Here is a 13,599-nt window from a genome sequence, read left to right as displayed (position 1 = left end):
GTCACCGGTGTCCGTTTCCGCGAACGCGGGAGCGAGCCCCGCCGGGAAGCGGCGCGAGGCCAAGCGCAGCGAGGTCAGGCGCTGAGGGCAGGCGGCCAAGGTCAGGCGCTGCGAAGGCAGGCGCTGGGGCGGGGCGGCTGGGGTCAGGCGATGGAGGGGTCGGCGGCGTCGGCCGCCTCGATCTCCTCGCGGGAGATGCCCATCAGGAACAGGATGGTGTCCAGGTAGGGGACGTTCACGGCGGTGTCGGCGGCCTGCCGGACGACCGGCTTGGCGTTGTAGGCGATCCCGAGCCCGGCGGCCTGGAGCATGTCCAGGTCGTTCGCGCCGTCGCCGATCGCGACGGTCTGGCTGACCGGGATGCCCGCCTCGCGGGCGAAGCGTTCCAGGGCGGACGCCTTGCCCGCCCGGTCGATCACCGGGCCGACGACGCGTCCGGTGAGCCGTCCGCCCTCGACCTCCAGGGTGTTGGCGGCCGAGTAGTCGATCCCGAGGTCGCTCACCAGCGCGTCCGTGATCTGCGTGAACCCGCCGGACACGATCGCGAACTTGTAGTCCAGCCGCTTCAGCGTGCGGACCATCGTGCGCGCCCCGGCGGCCAGCTCGATCCGGTCGCGGACGACCTCCAGCGCGCCCGCGTCCAGCCCGGCGAGCAATGCGACCCGCTCCCGCAGCGAGCCCTCGAAGTCCAGCTCGCCGCGCATCGCGGCCTCGGTGACCTTGGCGACCTCGGGCAGGCAGCCCGCCTGCTCGGCGAGCAGCTCGATCACCTCGCCCTGGATCAGGGTGGAGTCGACGTCCATCACGATCAGCCGCTTCGCCCGGCGGTGCAGCCCGCCCGGCTGGACGGCCACGTCGACCTGCCGCTCGGCGGCCTCGCGGGCCAGCGCGGCGCGCAGGCCGGCCGCGTCCGCGCCCGAGACGTCCAGCTCGATGCAGGTGACGGGGTAGCTCGCGAGCCGCTCGATGCGGTCGATGTTCGCGCCGTTCGCCGCGATCTGGCCGGCGATCCCGGCCATCGCGGCGGGCAGCAGCGGCGCGCCCAGCACGGTCACGTGCAGCCGCCCCCGGCGCCGCGGGACGGCCCGGTCGCGCCCGGTGGACAGCTCGATCTCCATGTCCAGGTCGGTGGCGACGCGCTCGGCGGCCGTCCAGACCCGTCCGATGTCGGCGCCGTCCGCGTAGGCGACCAGGACGCCGAGGACGAGCCGGCCGCGGATCACGACCTGCTCCACGTCGGCGACCGTTACCGGGAATTCGGACAGGGTGCCGAAGAGCCGCGACGTGACCCCTGGGCGGTCGCGGCCGGTGAGCGTGATGAGCAGCGTGCGCTGTGCTGTGCCGTCCATGCTGCTCACCACGGTACCGGCCGCGCCGGGACCGCGTCTGTGACGTCCACCATGCGGACGCCGAGCGTTCAGCGCGTCCCATCGGGGGTTCATGCGCCCGTAGACCAGGACGGGCCGATCCGTCCTAATCGGCCAGAATCAGGTTGAGGTCCCCGAACTCGTGCCAGAGGTAGCGCTCGTCCAGGGCGGCGGCGTAGAGGGCGGAGAGCAGCGGCCGGCCGGCGATCGCGGTCAGCATCATCAGGTGGGACGACCTGGGCTCGTGCAGGCCCGTGAGCAGGCCGTCCACGGCCGCGACGCCGCGCTCGGGGGTGACCACGTGCTCGGTCCAGCCGGAGAGCGGACCGCCCGCCGCGACGGTCTCCAGGGCGCGGACGACCGTGGTGCCGACGGCGACGACGCGTCCGCCGTGCTCGCGGACGTGCCGGACCAGCTCCCACGTCCGCTCCGGGACGCGGTACCGCTCGGCGTAGGGCGGCTCGTGCGCCTCGGGCGACGCGACGCCGGTGTGCAGGGTCAGCGGCGCGACCAGGACGCCGCGCGAGACCAGCCCGGTGACCAGCTCGGGCGTGAACGGGCGGGCCGCGCTCGGCATCTCCGCGCCGCCGTCGTCCCGGTCGAAGGCGAACGCGGTCTGGTAGGCGGCGGTCGGCCAGTCCCGCCGGACGTACCCGTACCTGATCGGCACGCCGTTCCGCCGCAGGTAGGGGACGACGGGGACGCTGAGCCGCGCGTGCCACAGCCGCTCGGTGTGCCGCCGGACGAGGGTCAGGGTCGCGCCGTCCGGCATCGGGATCCACTCGCCGGGCGAGCCGCCGTCGTACGGGAGGCTGCCCTTGCCGGACCGGCGCCGCAGCTCGACCAGCCAGTCCCGGTCCTCGCCGCCGCCGCCCGGGACGGGCGTGGAGAAGTGCACGGCGAGCCGGTCCAGCCGGACGGCGGCGGGCAGCGTCGCGGACGTGTTGACCACAAGCAGGTCCCCGGGCCGCAGCAGATCGGGCAGGTCGCGGAACTCGTGGTGGCTCACCTCCCCGGATGCGGACCGTCCGACCAGCAGCCGGACGCCGTCCCGCGTCCGGCCGCGCGCCTCGGGCGGCTCGTGCGCTTCCAGCTCGGCCGGGAGGACGAAATCGAGGGTTTCGGTCATGACGAACTCCAGACTCGGCCCCGGCAGCGGGGTCGGAAGAAGGGACGGACGGATCCGGCCCGCGAGAGCCGGGCCGCTCAAGAGCCGCGAGGCGTGGACGGGTCGGTCAGGGAGTGGTGAGGCGGGTGGAGGCGAGGACGCCGACGGCGGCGAGGGCCGTGAGCAGGACGCCCGCGACGGCGAGACCGGTGCCGAGGTGGTCGGTGCCGAGGGCGGCGACCAGCGCGCCGGACGCGCCGACGAACAGCGAGGAGCCGAGGTTGTCGGCGATCTGCAGGGAGGCCGAGTTGACGCCCTGCTCCGCCTCGGGCGAGCCGTTCAGCACCAGGACGCTGACGCTGCTGATCGCGAAGCCCATGCCCGCGCCGCCCAGGATCCAGGCGGGCGCGGCGGCCCAGCCGTTCAGCTGGACGGCGACGGCCGCGGTCGCGATCCCCGCGGTGACCAGCACCGCGCCGAGCCGGATGAAGAACTGCCGGGACCGCTTGGACCGGCCCTGGATCTGCGACGCCGCCGACCAGCCGAGCCCGCCGAGGGTCAGCACGACACCGGCCTCGGCGGCGCTGAACTTGTGCAGGCTGGTCAGCGCGAGCGGGATGAACACGTCCATCCCGAAGAACGCGCCGGACAGCATGCCGCGGACCAGGACGGCGCTCGGCAGCCCGCGCCGGAACCGCATCGTCCCGGCGGGGAGCATTTTCGGCAGCCCGAAAGCCAGCCCGGCCAGCCCGGCCGCCACGCCGACGGCCATCACGATCCCGGGGTGCTGGAGGCCGTACAGCAGCACGCCCGCGGCGCCCGCGACGGCGACCGCCGCGACGTACCGGACCGCCTTGGGACGCGCCGCGGGCCGCTCGGCCGGACGCATGTCCCGCAGCGCGGGCACCAGCAGCGCCGCCGCCGGGGCGACCAGCGGGATCAGCCCGAGGAACACCCAGCGCCAGCCCGCGTGCTGCGCGACGAGCCCGCCGATCGCCGGGCCGATCAGCGACGGCAGCACCCACGCCGCCGACAGCGCGGCGAACACCCGCGGCCGCAGCTCCTCGGGGTAGACCCGGGCGATCAGCACGTACACCGCGACCAGCGCGACACCGGAGCCGAGGCCCTGCAGGGTGCGCGCGCCGATGAAGATCCACATGGTCGGCGCGGCCCCGGCCGCCGCCAGGCCCGCGACGAACACTCCCAGCCCGGTCAGCAGCGGACGGCCCGGGCCGGAACGGTCCACCCAGCCGCCGGACAGCACGGTGGTCAGCAGGCTCGCGATCAGCGTCGCGCTGAACCCCCACCCGTAGAGCGAGAGCCCGTGCAGGTCGCGGGCGGTCAGCGGCATGACCGTCCCGACCGCCATCGCCTCGAACGCCAGCAGCGTCACGACGAGCACGATGCCGAGCGTCGGCACCAGCAGCCGCCCGCTCCACACCCCGCGCGCCCGCGGCTCATCGCCGCCGGTCTCGGCCTCGTCCTGAACTGCGGTCTCGTCCTGGACGAGGGTCTCGGCGGCGGTGAGGGGTTCTCCGGACGAGGCGTCGGCGGCGATGAGGGCGTCTCCGGACGAGGCGTCGGCAGTGATGAGGGGCTCTCCAGGCGAGGTGACGGGCGCGATGAGGGGGTCTTCGGGTGGGGTGTCGGGGTTCAGCACGGTCGTCATTGTCCGTCCCCTCGCGGGGAGGTGGGTCGCGCGAGGTCGTCGGCGCGGTAGCGGCCGCTCGGACGGCGGTCGGAGACCAGGGAGAGCAGCGCGGCGGCGACCGTCGCGGGCTGCGGTGCGGCGTCCGCGTCCTCGCCCGACGCGCGCAGCATGTCGGTGTTCATCGAGCCCGGGTCGGCCCACCAGACGGCGACGTCCGGCTCCTCGGCGGCGAGCACGTGGGAGAGCTGTTCGAGCGCGGCCTTGGTGGAGCCGTAGCCGCCCCACGTCTGGTAGCCCTCGACGGCCGCGTCCGAGGTGATGTTGAGGATGGCGCCGCGCCGTGCGCGCAGGTCCGGAAGGAACGCCTGGACGAGGGCCAGCGGCGCGGTGACGTTCGTCCGGAACGCGTCCTGGAGGTCGTCCAGCGGCTGGTCGGCGAGGAGCGGCAGCGGGGTCGTGCCGAGCGTGCCCGCGTTGTTCACGAGCAGGTCCAGCCCGCCCGCCGCCTCGACGGCCCGGACGAGCGCGTCCCGGTGGGCGGGGTCCGTCACGTCCCCGGGGACCGCGACGGCGTTCGGCCCGATCTCGGCGGCGGCCTTGGCCAGCTCGTCCGCCGAGCGCGCGTCGATGACGACCGTCCAGCCGTCGCGGGCGAGGTCGGCGGCCAGGGCGCGGCCCAGGCCCTTGGACGCTCCGGTGATCAGTGCGGTCTTCGACATGCCGACGACGCTATTTCGGACGCCCGCGAGGCACATCGGCCGCGCGGGCGCACGAGGATCAGCCCTTGGTCCTAGGGCTCCCGGCCGGATTCCGCAGATCCAGGACTTCCGGCCCGTTTCAGTGGCCGGGACGGTAAGACGCCACGGCCGGCGCGGACCCGCTACCGGACGACAGGGAACCGCCGAAAAGGAAGTTCCCGATCCGCGCAGCGCGGTCGCGCCCCACGGGTCGTACTCGCGTCCGGCGAGCTTCGCCGGGATCATGTCGACGTGCCACTTGCCCGACGCGGCCCGGTGGTACAGGACCGTGCGCTCGCGGTACTTGGGCGGCGTGTGCTCGCCGATCGACATGCCCATGACCACCAGCTCGCCCCGGTCGGTCAGCAGGGGCACGGAGGCCATGGCGAGGTGGCTCGCGTAGGGGATCCGCTCGCGGTGCCAGCCGCGGCGGTCCTTGAAGAAGGCGTAGCTCTCGTCGCCGATGCCGCTGCCGATCGCCCAGACGCGGTTGCGGTCCACGGCGACGTCGTCGAAGAAGACACCCCCGGCCGGGATCGGAACGCGCTCGCGCTGCCAGCGGCGGCCGTCGTAGTGCAGGACGACGGGCCGTCCGTTCCCGGAGCCGTCGAAGCCCGCCGCCCAGACGTCGCGGGACGACCGGAACGCCAGGGACGAGATGCCGCTCCGGCCGAGCGTCCGCGTCGCCAGGTGGCCTTGGTGGACGCGTGTGCGGGTGCGGGGGCGACCGCGAGGGCGGTCGCCGCGGCGGCGGCGAGGGTGCTCGCCGACCGGAGGGAACGGTGCAAGGAATCCCCGATCATAGAGATCATGAAAATCGCCGAATCATACTGAAAGCCGGGCATACCGCTGGCGGGGGAGCGCCCGGATCCGGCGCGTCGTCCGGGCGGACGACGCGCGCGCCGCGGAGCCCGGTCCACGGGCTGATTCGCCCCGCGCCGTACACCGAGTACGGTCTTCACAGGCGGGCGCTTCCCGCCCCGAGAACGGGGAGTCGCGGGTGGACGTGGACGACGGCGAAGGGGCGGCGCTGCACGCCGTGAGCTCCGCCGTCCTCGCGGTCACCCGGCACCTGTCGGTGCGCGAGGTGCTCCAGGTGATCGTCCGGGCCGCGGCGCGGCTGCTGGACGCCCGCTACGCAGCCCTCGGCGTCCCCGACGACCAGGGCTCGTTCGCCGAGTTCGTGGTCGAAGGTGTCAGCGACGAGGACTGGGAGAAGATCGGCCCGCTGCCGCGCCAGCACGGGATGCTCGCCGCGATGCTCCGCGACAACGAGCCCAAGCGGCTCGCCGACATCCGCCGCGAGCCCGAGTTCGAGGGCTGGCCGTCCGCGCACCCCGTCCTGAAGGACTTCCTGGGCGTCCCGATCCGCGACGGCGGCGAGGTCCTCGGCATCATCTTCCTCGCCAACCGCCGCCATTCCTCGCCTTCCGCCGCGGAGCGGGGGTTCACGCGGCGGGACGAGGAGCTGCTGACGCTGTTCGCGGCGCACGCGGCCATCGCGATCACCAACGCGCGGCTGTACGAGGCGAACCGCGAGCTGACCGTCGTCGCCGAGCGGAACCGGCTGGCGCGCGAGCTGCACGACGCCGTGGCGCAGAAGCTGTTCTCGCTGCGGCTCACCGCGCGGGCCGCGTCCGCGCTGGCCGAGCGGCACCCGGCGCGGGCCGTCCAGGAGCTCGACCAGGTCGAGCGGCTCGCCGCCGACGCGCTCGCCGAGCTGCGCGCGGTGATCTTCGAGCTGCGGCCGGCGGACCTGGCGGACGGCCTCGCCGCGTCCCTGCGCAAGCACGCCGAGGTGCTGGACCGCGCCTACGACGCGCGCGTGCTGTGCGAGGTGGACGGCGCGGCCGACCTGTCCGAGGAGCAGGAGACCGTGCTGTTCCGCATCGCGCAGGAGGCGCTCTACAACGCGCTGCGACACGCCGGGGCGCGGACGGTCCGCGTCCGCCTCGCGGGCGCGCCGGACGCCGTGGCCCTGGAGATCGCCGACGACGGCAGCGGCTTCACCGCGACCAGCCCGTCCGGCGACACGCCCGGGAGTAGCGGCGGGAACGGGCTCGGGCTCGTGTCGATGCGGGACCGTGCGTGCTCGATCGGGGGCACACTGTCGATCGACACCGCGCCAGGCAGGGGCACGGTGGTGCGAGTGGAGGTGGCCCTTTGAGCGGCGCCGGCAGCGGGACGGGCGGGGACGCGGCGATCCGGGTGCTCATCGCCGACGACCATCCGGTCGTCCGCCAGGGGCTGCGCACCTACCTGGGGATCCAGGACGACATCGAGGTGGTCGGCGAGGCCGCGGACGGCGTCGAGGCGGTGTCCATGGCCGAGCGGCTGGAGCCCGATATCGTGCTCATGGACCTGAAGATGCCGGGCGCGGGCGGCCTGGCCGCGCTCACCGAACTGCGCGCGCGCGGGGTCGCGGCGAGGGTGCTGGTGCTCACCAGCGTCACCGAGCGGGGACACGTGCTGCCGGCAGTTCAGGCGGGCGCGGCTGGGTATCTGTACAAGGACGTCGATCCGCGGGCGCTCGTCCAGGCGATCCGGGCGGTCCACGACGGACACGTGCTGTTCGCGCCGGACGCGGCCGAGGCCGTGCTGGGCGCGGACGCGGCCGGCGGGGACGGACGGCACGACGACCGCGGCCTGGCCGCGCTGACCGACAGGGAGCGTGAGGTGCTCGTGCAGATCGCGCGGGGCAGGTCCAACCGGGAGATCGCGCGCGTCCTCGCGGTCTCCGAGAAGACGGTCAAGACGCACGTCAGTAATCTGCTCATGAAACTGGGAGTGCAGGATCGGACCCAGGCCGCGCTGTACGCCGTCCGGCACGGCCTGGTCGCGGACTGATAGAACAACTTCCACTGACAGGATCGTCATCGAAAACGGTATGAACGTAGCAATCAGGTACGCAGCAGGCAGCGACATCGGGTGCAGCCGGGAGAACAACGAGGACTCCGGCTACGCCGGGTCGCGGCTGATCGCGGTGGCGGACGGTATGGGCGGCTATGCCGGCGGCGAGGTGGCCTCCTCGACCGTCATCGGATCGCTGCGCTCGCTGGACGCCGAAGCCCCCGCCGAGGACCTCGCCCAGGCGCTCGGCCGCGCCGTCGCCGAGGCGAACGAGAAGCTCCGGATCGTCCGCGAGGAACGCCCCGACCTGTCCCGGATGGGCACCACGCTCACCGCCATGCTCTGGGACGGCTCGCGCGTCGCCCTCGCGCACATCGGCGACTCGCGCGGCTACCTCCTGCGCGACAACGAGCTGTTCCAGATCACCCAGGACCACACCATGGACGAGCTGCTCAAGGCCGAGGCCGAGCAGTCCGGCCAGACCCCGGACCCGGCCGAGACGTCCCGGCTGTCGCACGTCCTGTACCGCGTGCTCGACGGGCGCGAGGACCGCGAGCCCGACCTCCGCCTCCGCGAGGCCCGCCTCGGCGACCGCTACCTGCTCTGCTCGGACGGCCTGTCCAACGTCGTCGACCCGCAGACCGCCTACGAGGTGCTCGCCGCCGAACCCGACCCGGCCCGCGCCGTCCACCGCCTCATCGGCCTCGCCCGCGACGGCGGCGGTCCCGACAACATCACCGCGGTGATCGCCGACGTCGTCGAGGCCGACCACCTGGCCGCCGCCCCTCCGACCACCCCCCTGACCGTAGGCGCCGCCGCGAACTCCTAACCCCCCAAACCCCCCGAACACCCCCCTTCGCACCGCGCGCCGCTGCCCGCCCCCGCGCCTCGTGCCTGAACGTTCCTTGCGCACGCTCGCTCGCTCGGTCGCGTCCCCGTCACGCGTCCTTGAGCCCAGCGCATTCATGACACCCGCGCATTCATGACCCCCGCGCTTCCACCGCCGCGCGTTTCCGCTTCCGCCGCTCACGTTTCCGCTTCCGCCGCACGCGTTCCGCTTCCGCCGCCGCGCGCTTCTCGATTCCGCGCCCCGCACCCATGCGTTCCGGACGCGTCCTCACGCTGTTCACCTTGGGGTTTCGGGGGTTTCGGTGCGGGGTGTGGCGGGTGCGTACGTTCTGTTACGCTGTCCGACCGGTTGCGGGCTGACCTGCTACGTCCTATCCCGGCAATCGTGCACTCCGTTGTGGCGAAATGTCCTACCCTGCTGCCAGGGTGGGGACGGTCACGGGCCAGGTAACGGTCGCATCGCGGATGCCTGTCCTGGCTTGACCCACCTCGGGGTGGACCCGATATATGGGTCACCTGGACAAAAGTGTCATTGAGGCGGAGGAAATCGGTGGGGGGAACGACCGGACCGACGGTCACCGGCGCGCCACAGGGCGCGCTCGGCGGCTTCGTCGACCGGAGCCTCGTCGCCGCGCGTCGCGGCCCCCTGGGCGTTGCCCTGCGGGTCGCCGCCATGGCCACGGCGGCGGTCGCCGCGGCCTGGGTCCACCGCGTCCACGACCCCGGCGTGCTCTGTCCCCTCCGGACGGTCACCGGGATCCCCTGCCCCCTGTGCGGGGGCACCACCGCGTTCATCGAGCTCGGCGCCGGCCGCCCCGGCCACGCCGTGCTCGCCAACCCGGTGGCGCTCACCGGAGCCGTGGCGCTCGCCCTGGCTCCGCTCGGGCTGGGAGCCCGGTGGTGGGAGCTGGCCCCGGAGACCCGCCGGCGGGTCCTCGGCGCCGCACTCGTGGCTTCGGAGCTCTGGCAGCTCGTCAGGCTCGGCGTCCTGCGGGTCTGAGCAGGCGTCCGTCGTCGGCCAGATCCGTGGAGCCCTCCCGGTCCGGCGGACGTCACAAACACCACAGGGTCAATCAATCAAGGAGCGAGTGTGGGCAACCCCTACGACCCGTACGGCCAGCAGCAGCCGGGGTACGGCCAGCAACCCGGCTACGGGCAGCAGCCGCCGGCGCAGCCCGGCTACGGCCAGCAGCCCGGATACGGCCAGCAGCCGCCCGCGCAGCCGGGTTACGGCCAGCAGCCCGGTTACGGTCAGCAGCAGCCCGGCTATGGCCAGCAGCCCGCGCCCCAGCCGGGCTACGGCCAGCAGCCCGGCTACGGCCAGCAGCCCGCCGCGTACGGTCAGCAGCAGTACTACGGCGGCGCGCCCGCCGGTGGCGGCCAGCTCGCCGAGTGGGGTTCCCGCGTCGGCGCGACCTTCATCGACGGCCTCATCCTCGGCGCGCCCGTCGGCATCCTCTACTTCATCGCCGCCGCCCTGGCCGCCAAGGTCCCCGTGCTCGGCCTCCTGCTCATGCTGGTGGTCTGGCTGGGCGCCCTCGGCGTGTCCCTCTGGTTCATCTACCAGGAGGGCACCACGGGCCAGACGATCGGCAAGCGCCAGATGGGCATCAAGGTCGTCAGCGCCGACACCGGCCAGCCGATCGGCTTCGGCATGGCGTTCCTGCGCCGCATCTGCCACGCGGCCGACACCTTCGCCTGCTACGTCGGCTACCTGTGGCCGCTGTGGGACGAGCGCAAGCAGACCTTCGCCGACAAGATCGTCAACACGCTCGTCGTGCGGGCCTGATCTCCGGCACCTGCCGGCGGGGCGTCCTCCACAGGAGGCGCCCCGCTTCGCGTTCCCGGGCCTTCGGCCCACGCTCGTCCCGGGGCCCTCGTCGTCGGGTGTCGGGTGTGGCCGGGCGCGCGGTGTCAGCGGTCGACGGGGTCGAAGACGCTGTCGCAGGCGGCGATCATGGCGCGGCGGACGGCGCGGTCGAGCAGCCGGAGGGCCTCGTCGCGGCGGCGCATCTGCGGGGCGTCCAGGCCGCGGGCCTCCATCCGGCGCGCGAGCCGGACGACCGTCGCGAGGTGGACGGCGCGGGCCGCGGTGCGCTGGGCGCGCGGCGGGTAGCCCGGGGCGAGCGGCGGTTCGTCCGCGCCCGCCGAGCGCAGGCCCATCAGCTCGTCCGCGATCTCCGGCGGGACGGACGCGACGTCGCTCACCGTGAGCAGCGCCTCGGTGGCCTCGCGCATCGCCATGGTCAGGTCGCGGTCGGCCTCGGGCAGGGACGGCACGTCGGGCCGTCCGGTCGAGGCCGCCGACGGCTCCCAGCGGACGCCCGCGTAGGACGAGCCGCGCAGGTCCTCGTGCGGGACGAGCCCGACCGCGCGGTCGGCGAGGACGGCGACGACCGCGCTCCCCGCCGCGATCGCGGCCCGGTTGAACGCGGCCGGACCGGTCAGCCCGAGCGGGTCGCCCGGCACCGGCACCGCCAGCCGCAGCGCGCTCATCCCCTCGACCCGCAACTCGCCGAGCGCCCGCCGGAGCGGAACATCTCCGGACAGCCCGGGCAGCGCGTCCGGCGCGTCCGGTGCGCGCGGCGCGCCGGTCCCGGTCGTCCCGCCGAGCACGCTCGGCTCGGCCGCGGAAAGGCCCACGACCTGCGGTCCGGCGGCGCGCTCGACCGCGTCGACCGCCTCGTCCAGACCCACGTGTCCGGCCAGCCAGGCGTTCCCCCACGCGGTGAGCGCGGTCGCCGCGTCGCCCGTCGAGCCCGTTCGGTCAGCGCCTGCGTCCATGCCGACCACCATAAGCGCTGCGAATCGCATAGGTTCTTTGTTGCGAATCGGATCGCCTGAGAACGCGAGATTGGGGACAAAGGCGCGCGATGGCCGGCGAGGTACTGCAACTCCGGGGAGTCGGCGTCAGGCGCGAGGGGGCCACCCTGCTGCGCGACGTGACGTGGACGGTGAACGAGAACGAGCGATGGGTGGTCGTGGGCCCGAACGGCGCGGGCAAGACCACGCTGCTCCAGGTCGCCGGCGCGCTGCTGCATCCCACCGAGGGCTCGGTGGAGATCCTTGAGGAGGAGCTGGGCCGCACGGACGTGTTCGAGCTGCGGCCGCGCATCGGGGTCGCGAGCTCCGCGGTGGCCGAGAAGGTGCCGACCGGGGAGACCGTCCTCGACCTGGTCCTGACCGGTTCGTACGCGATCCTCGGCCGCTGGCAGGAGGAGTACGAGTCGACCGACCTCGCGCGCGCGATCGAGCTGCTGGAGGCCCTCGGCTGCGCCGACCTGGTCAAGCGGCGGTTCAGCACGCTGTCGGAGGGCGAGCGCAAGCGCGTCCAGATCGCCCGCGCGCTGATGCCCGACCCCGAGCTGCTCCTGCTGGACGAGCCCGCCGCGGGCCTCGACCTGGGCGGGCGCGAGGACCTGGTGCGCCGCCTCGGCATCCTGGCCGACGACCCCGCCGCGCCGACGACGGTGATGGTCACCCACCACGTCGAGGAGGTCCCGGAGGGGTTCACGCACGCCCTGCTGCTCCGCAAGGGCCAGGTCGTCGCGTCCGGCAAGGTGGACGAGGTCTTCACCCCGGAGCACCTCACCGAATGCTTCGGCGTCCCGCTGTCCATCGACCGCCAGAACGGCCGCTGGTACGCCCGAGCCGCCTACTAGACCGCGGCTACGCGCCCGCACCGCGCGCCGCCTTCCGGCCCGCGCTCGGCGTGCTGCTGGGCCGTGCTCGGCGTGCTGCGAGGCCGCGGTCGGCGTGTCTCAGCATGTGGGCGGACGACCCCGGCCAATCCGGTGATCTCGGGCTTCCCTAACATCGGGGGACTGCTGGAGGCTCCGAGCACGGGACGGGACGAACGTGGACTTGCTTGACGCGGGCGCGGTGTTCGCCGCGGGGATCGCCGCGGGCGGGATCAACGCCGTGGTGGGATCCGGCTCGCTCATCACGTTCCCGACGATGGTGGCGCTCGGATTCCCGCCGGTGACGGCGAACGTCTCGAACAACATCGGCCTCGTCCCCGGCTCGGTGACCGGCGCGTACGGCTACCGCGACAAGCTCAAGGGGCAGCGGGGGCGGCTGCTGCGGCTCGGCAGCGCGTCCGTGCTGGGCGCCGCGGTCGGCGCGCTGCTGCTGCTGGCGCTGCCCGCCACGGCGTTCAAGGTGATCGTCCCGATCCTGATCGTCATCGCGCTGGTGCTGGTGGTGTTCCAGCCGCGCCTCCAGCGCTACCTGCGCGGACGCGAGATGCAGCGCGAGCACGGCGGGCCGGCGCTGTGGTCGGGCGTGTTCGGCGCGGGGATGTACGGCGGCTACTTCGGGGCCGCGCAGGGCATCGTCCTGATCGGCCTGCTCGGGACCGCGCTGAACGAGGACCTGCAGCGTGTCAACGCCGCCAAGAACGTCCTGTCGGCGCTGGTCAACGGGACCGCCGCCGTCGTGTTCATCGGGTCCTGGGCGCTCGGCCGGACCGACATCAGCTGGCTCGCCGTGCTGCTCGTCGCGGCCGGTTCCACATTGGGCGGACTGCTCGGCGCGAAGGTCGGGCAGCGGATTCCCGCGCCCGTGCTGCGCGGCGTGATCGTGCTCGTGGGCCTCGCCGCGCTGTACAAGTTCCTGGCCTGACCTGCGCTTTCGACGGTTGCCGACCCTTTGATCCGGGTATAAGTCGAATATATGTTCGACTGCGCGAGGGGTGTCCGATGAAGGGCGACAGGGTCGAGATCGTCATCGACGCGGGCGGCGAGGGCGTCCGCACCTACGAGGTCGCCGCGACGCGCGCCGGCCGCCGCGTGGAGATCGCCAACCGGCGCGGCGTCGTCGAGGTCAGCGAGGTCACCCGCACCGGAACCCCCGTCCGCACCGCCCGCTTCATGGCCAGCCGCGTCCTGGCGCTCGTCGAGTACCCCATCGCCGACGACCACCCCGAACCCCCTGACTCCTGACCCCGCGAACAGCCTCGCACGGCCTGGTGGTCTGGTGGGCGCAGACGGACCTGCGCGGGCGGCCTGGTGATCTAGCGGGCGCGGGCGGGCCTTC

At 73.6% G+C, this 13,599-nt stretch carries 14 protein-coding genes; 9 read left to right on the top strand and 5 right to left on the bottom strand.

All coding sequences use genetic code 11. The features are described 5' to 3' along the window. Positions 1–143 precede the first annotated feature (143 nt). The 4 genes from serB to FHU30_RS47265 form a co-directional block, all read right to left on the bottom strand. Positions 144–1,349 (bottom strand): phosphoserine phosphatase SerB, encoded by a 1,206-nt coding sequence (gene serB, locus FHU30_RS28145; protein WP_253879776.1) that lies wholly within the window; start codon positions 1,347–1,349, stop codon positions 144–146. Between the two features lie 124 nt (positions 1,350–1,473). Continuing rightward, the gene (locus FHU30_RS28140) at positions 1,474–2,496 is read right to left on the bottom strand and encodes an S-adenosylmethionine:tRNA ribosyltransferase-isomerase (RefSeq protein ID WP_253879775.1); all 1,023 of its coding nucleotides are present in this window, start codon (positions 2,494–2,496) and stop codon (positions 1,474–1,476) included. A 106-nt stretch (positions 2,497–2,602) separates the two neighbouring features. Continuing rightward, a complete protein-coding gene (locus FHU30_RS28135; protein ID WP_253879774.1) occupies positions 2,603–4,144 on the bottom strand; it encodes an MFS transporter in 1,542 nt (513 codons plus the stop codon). Further along, the gene (locus FHU30_RS47265) at positions 4,141–5,364 is read right to left on the bottom strand and encodes an SDR family NAD(P)-dependent oxidoreductase (RefSeq protein ID WP_253879773.1); all 1,224 of its coding nucleotides are present in this window, start codon (positions 5,362–5,364) and stop codon (positions 4,141–4,143) included. The genes FHU30_RS28135 and FHU30_RS47265 overlap by 4 nt, the downstream gene beginning before the upstream one ends. Before the next feature lie 189 nt (positions 5,365–5,553). On the opposite strand from FHU30_RS47265, the gene FHU30_RS28125 reads away from it, so the two are divergent. From FHU30_RS28125 to FHU30_RS47260, 6 genes are all read left to right on the top strand, one after another. Next, a complete protein-coding gene (locus tag FHU30_RS28125) occupies positions 5,554–5,697 on the top strand; it encodes a hypothetical protein (RefSeq protein WP_253879772.1) in 144 nt (47 codons plus the stop codon). 166 nt (positions 5,698–5,863) lie between these two features. Beyond that, positions 5,864–7,030 (top strand): GAF domain-containing sensor histidine kinase, encoded by a 1,167-nt coding sequence (locus FHU30_RS28120; protein ID WP_253879771.1) that lies wholly within the window; start codon positions 5,864–5,866, stop codon positions 7,028–7,030. Beyond that, the gene (locus FHU30_RS28115) at positions 7,027–7,710 is read left to right on the top strand and encodes a response regulator (RefSeq protein ID WP_301323779.1); all 684 of its coding nucleotides are present in this window, start codon (positions 7,027–7,029) and stop codon (positions 7,708–7,710) included. The genes FHU30_RS28120 and FHU30_RS28115 overlap by 4 nt, the downstream gene beginning before the upstream one ends. Positions 7,711–7,750: 40 nt before the next feature. After that, complete coding sequence (locus FHU30_RS28110) at positions 7,751–8,542, top strand: PP2C family protein-serine/threonine phosphatase (RefSeq protein WP_253879770.1); 792 nt, start codon at positions 7,751–7,753, stop codon at positions 8,540–8,542. A gap of 570 nt (positions 8,543–9,112) precedes the next feature. After that, complete coding sequence (locus FHU30_RS28105) at positions 9,113–9,562, top strand: DUF2752 domain-containing protein (protein WP_253879769.1); 450 nt, start codon at positions 9,113–9,115, stop codon at positions 9,560–9,562. Between the two features lie 90 nt (positions 9,563–9,652). Further along, entirely contained in the window at positions 9,653–10,351 is a 699-nt protein-coding gene (locus FHU30_RS47260) for an RDD family protein (RefSeq protein WP_253879768.1), read from the top strand. Positions 10,352–10,476: 125 nt separating this feature from the next. On the opposite strand, the gene FHU30_RS28095 is transcribed toward FHU30_RS47260, so the two are convergent. Then, positions 10,477–11,346, bottom strand: coding sequence for an Rv1486c family protein (locus FHU30_RS28095; RefSeq protein ID WP_253879767.1), 870 nt, complete (start codon positions 11,344–11,346; stop codon positions 10,477–10,479). An 89-nt stretch (positions 11,347–11,435) separates the two neighbouring features. On the opposite strand from FHU30_RS28095, the gene FHU30_RS28090 reads away from it, so the two are divergent. The 3 genes from FHU30_RS28090 to FHU30_RS28080 all read left to right on the top strand — a co-directional run bounded on the left by FHU30_RS28090 (position 11,436) and on the right by FHU30_RS28080 (position 13,505). Further along, the gene (locus tag FHU30_RS28090) at positions 11,436–12,224 is read left to right on the top strand and encodes an ABC transporter ATP-binding protein (RefSeq protein ID WP_253879766.1); all 789 of its coding nucleotides are present in this window, start codon (positions 11,436–11,438) and stop codon (positions 12,222–12,224) included. A gap of 196 nt (positions 12,225–12,420) precedes the next feature. Further along, on the top strand, positions 12,421–13,185 hold the full coding sequence (locus FHU30_RS28085) for a sulfite exporter TauE/SafE family protein (RefSeq protein WP_253879765.1): 765 nt from the start codon (positions 12,421–12,423) through the stop codon (positions 13,183–13,185). Positions 13,186–13,262: 77 nt separating this feature from the next. Continuing rightward, the gene (locus tag FHU30_RS28080) at positions 13,263–13,505 is read left to right on the top strand and encodes a DUF8836 family protein (protein WP_253879764.1); all 243 of its coding nucleotides are present in this window, start codon (positions 13,263–13,265) and stop codon (positions 13,503–13,505) included. Positions 13,506–13,599: the final 94 nt, after the last annotated feature.

Source organism: Actinomadura rupiterrae (genome assembly GCF_024172125.1).
Taxonomy (GTDB): Bacteria; Actinomycetota; Actinomycetes; order Streptosporangiales; family Streptosporangiaceae; genus Spirillospora; species Spirillospora rupiterrae.
The sequence above is the reverse complement of the archived record's forward strand: the minus strand, read 5'-3'. Positions and strand labels throughout refer to the sequence as shown.

Bases quoted from the DNA above. Each gene is read 5' to 3' on its own strand.
- serB (WP_253879776.1), bottom strand. From the start codon at position 1,349: ATGGACGGCACAGCACAGCGCACGCTGCTCATCACGCTCACCGGCCGC.
- FHU30_RS28140 (WP_253879775.1), bottom strand. From the start codon at position 2,496: ATGACCGAAACCCTCGATTTCGTCCTCCCGGCCGAGCTGGAAGCGCAC.
- FHU30_RS28135 (WP_253879774.1), bottom strand. From the start codon at position 4,144: ATGACGACCGTGCTGAACCCCGACACCCCACCCGAAGACCCCCTCATC.
- FHU30_RS28110 (WP_253879770.1), top strand. From the start codon at position 7,751: ATGAACGTAGCAATCAGGTACGCAGCAGGCAGCGACATCGGGTGCAGC.
- FHU30_RS28095 (WP_253879767.1), bottom strand. From the start codon at position 11,346: ATGGACGCAGGCGCTGACCGAACGGGCTCGACGGGCGACGCGGCGACC.
- FHU30_RS28090 (WP_253879766.1), top strand. From the start codon at position 11,436: ATGGCCGGCGAGGTACTGCAACTCCGGGGAGTCGGCGTCAGGCGCGAG.
- FHU30_RS28080 (WP_253879764.1), top strand. From the start codon at position 13,263: ATGAAGGGCGACAGGGTCGAGATCGTCATCGACGCGGGCGGCGAGGGC.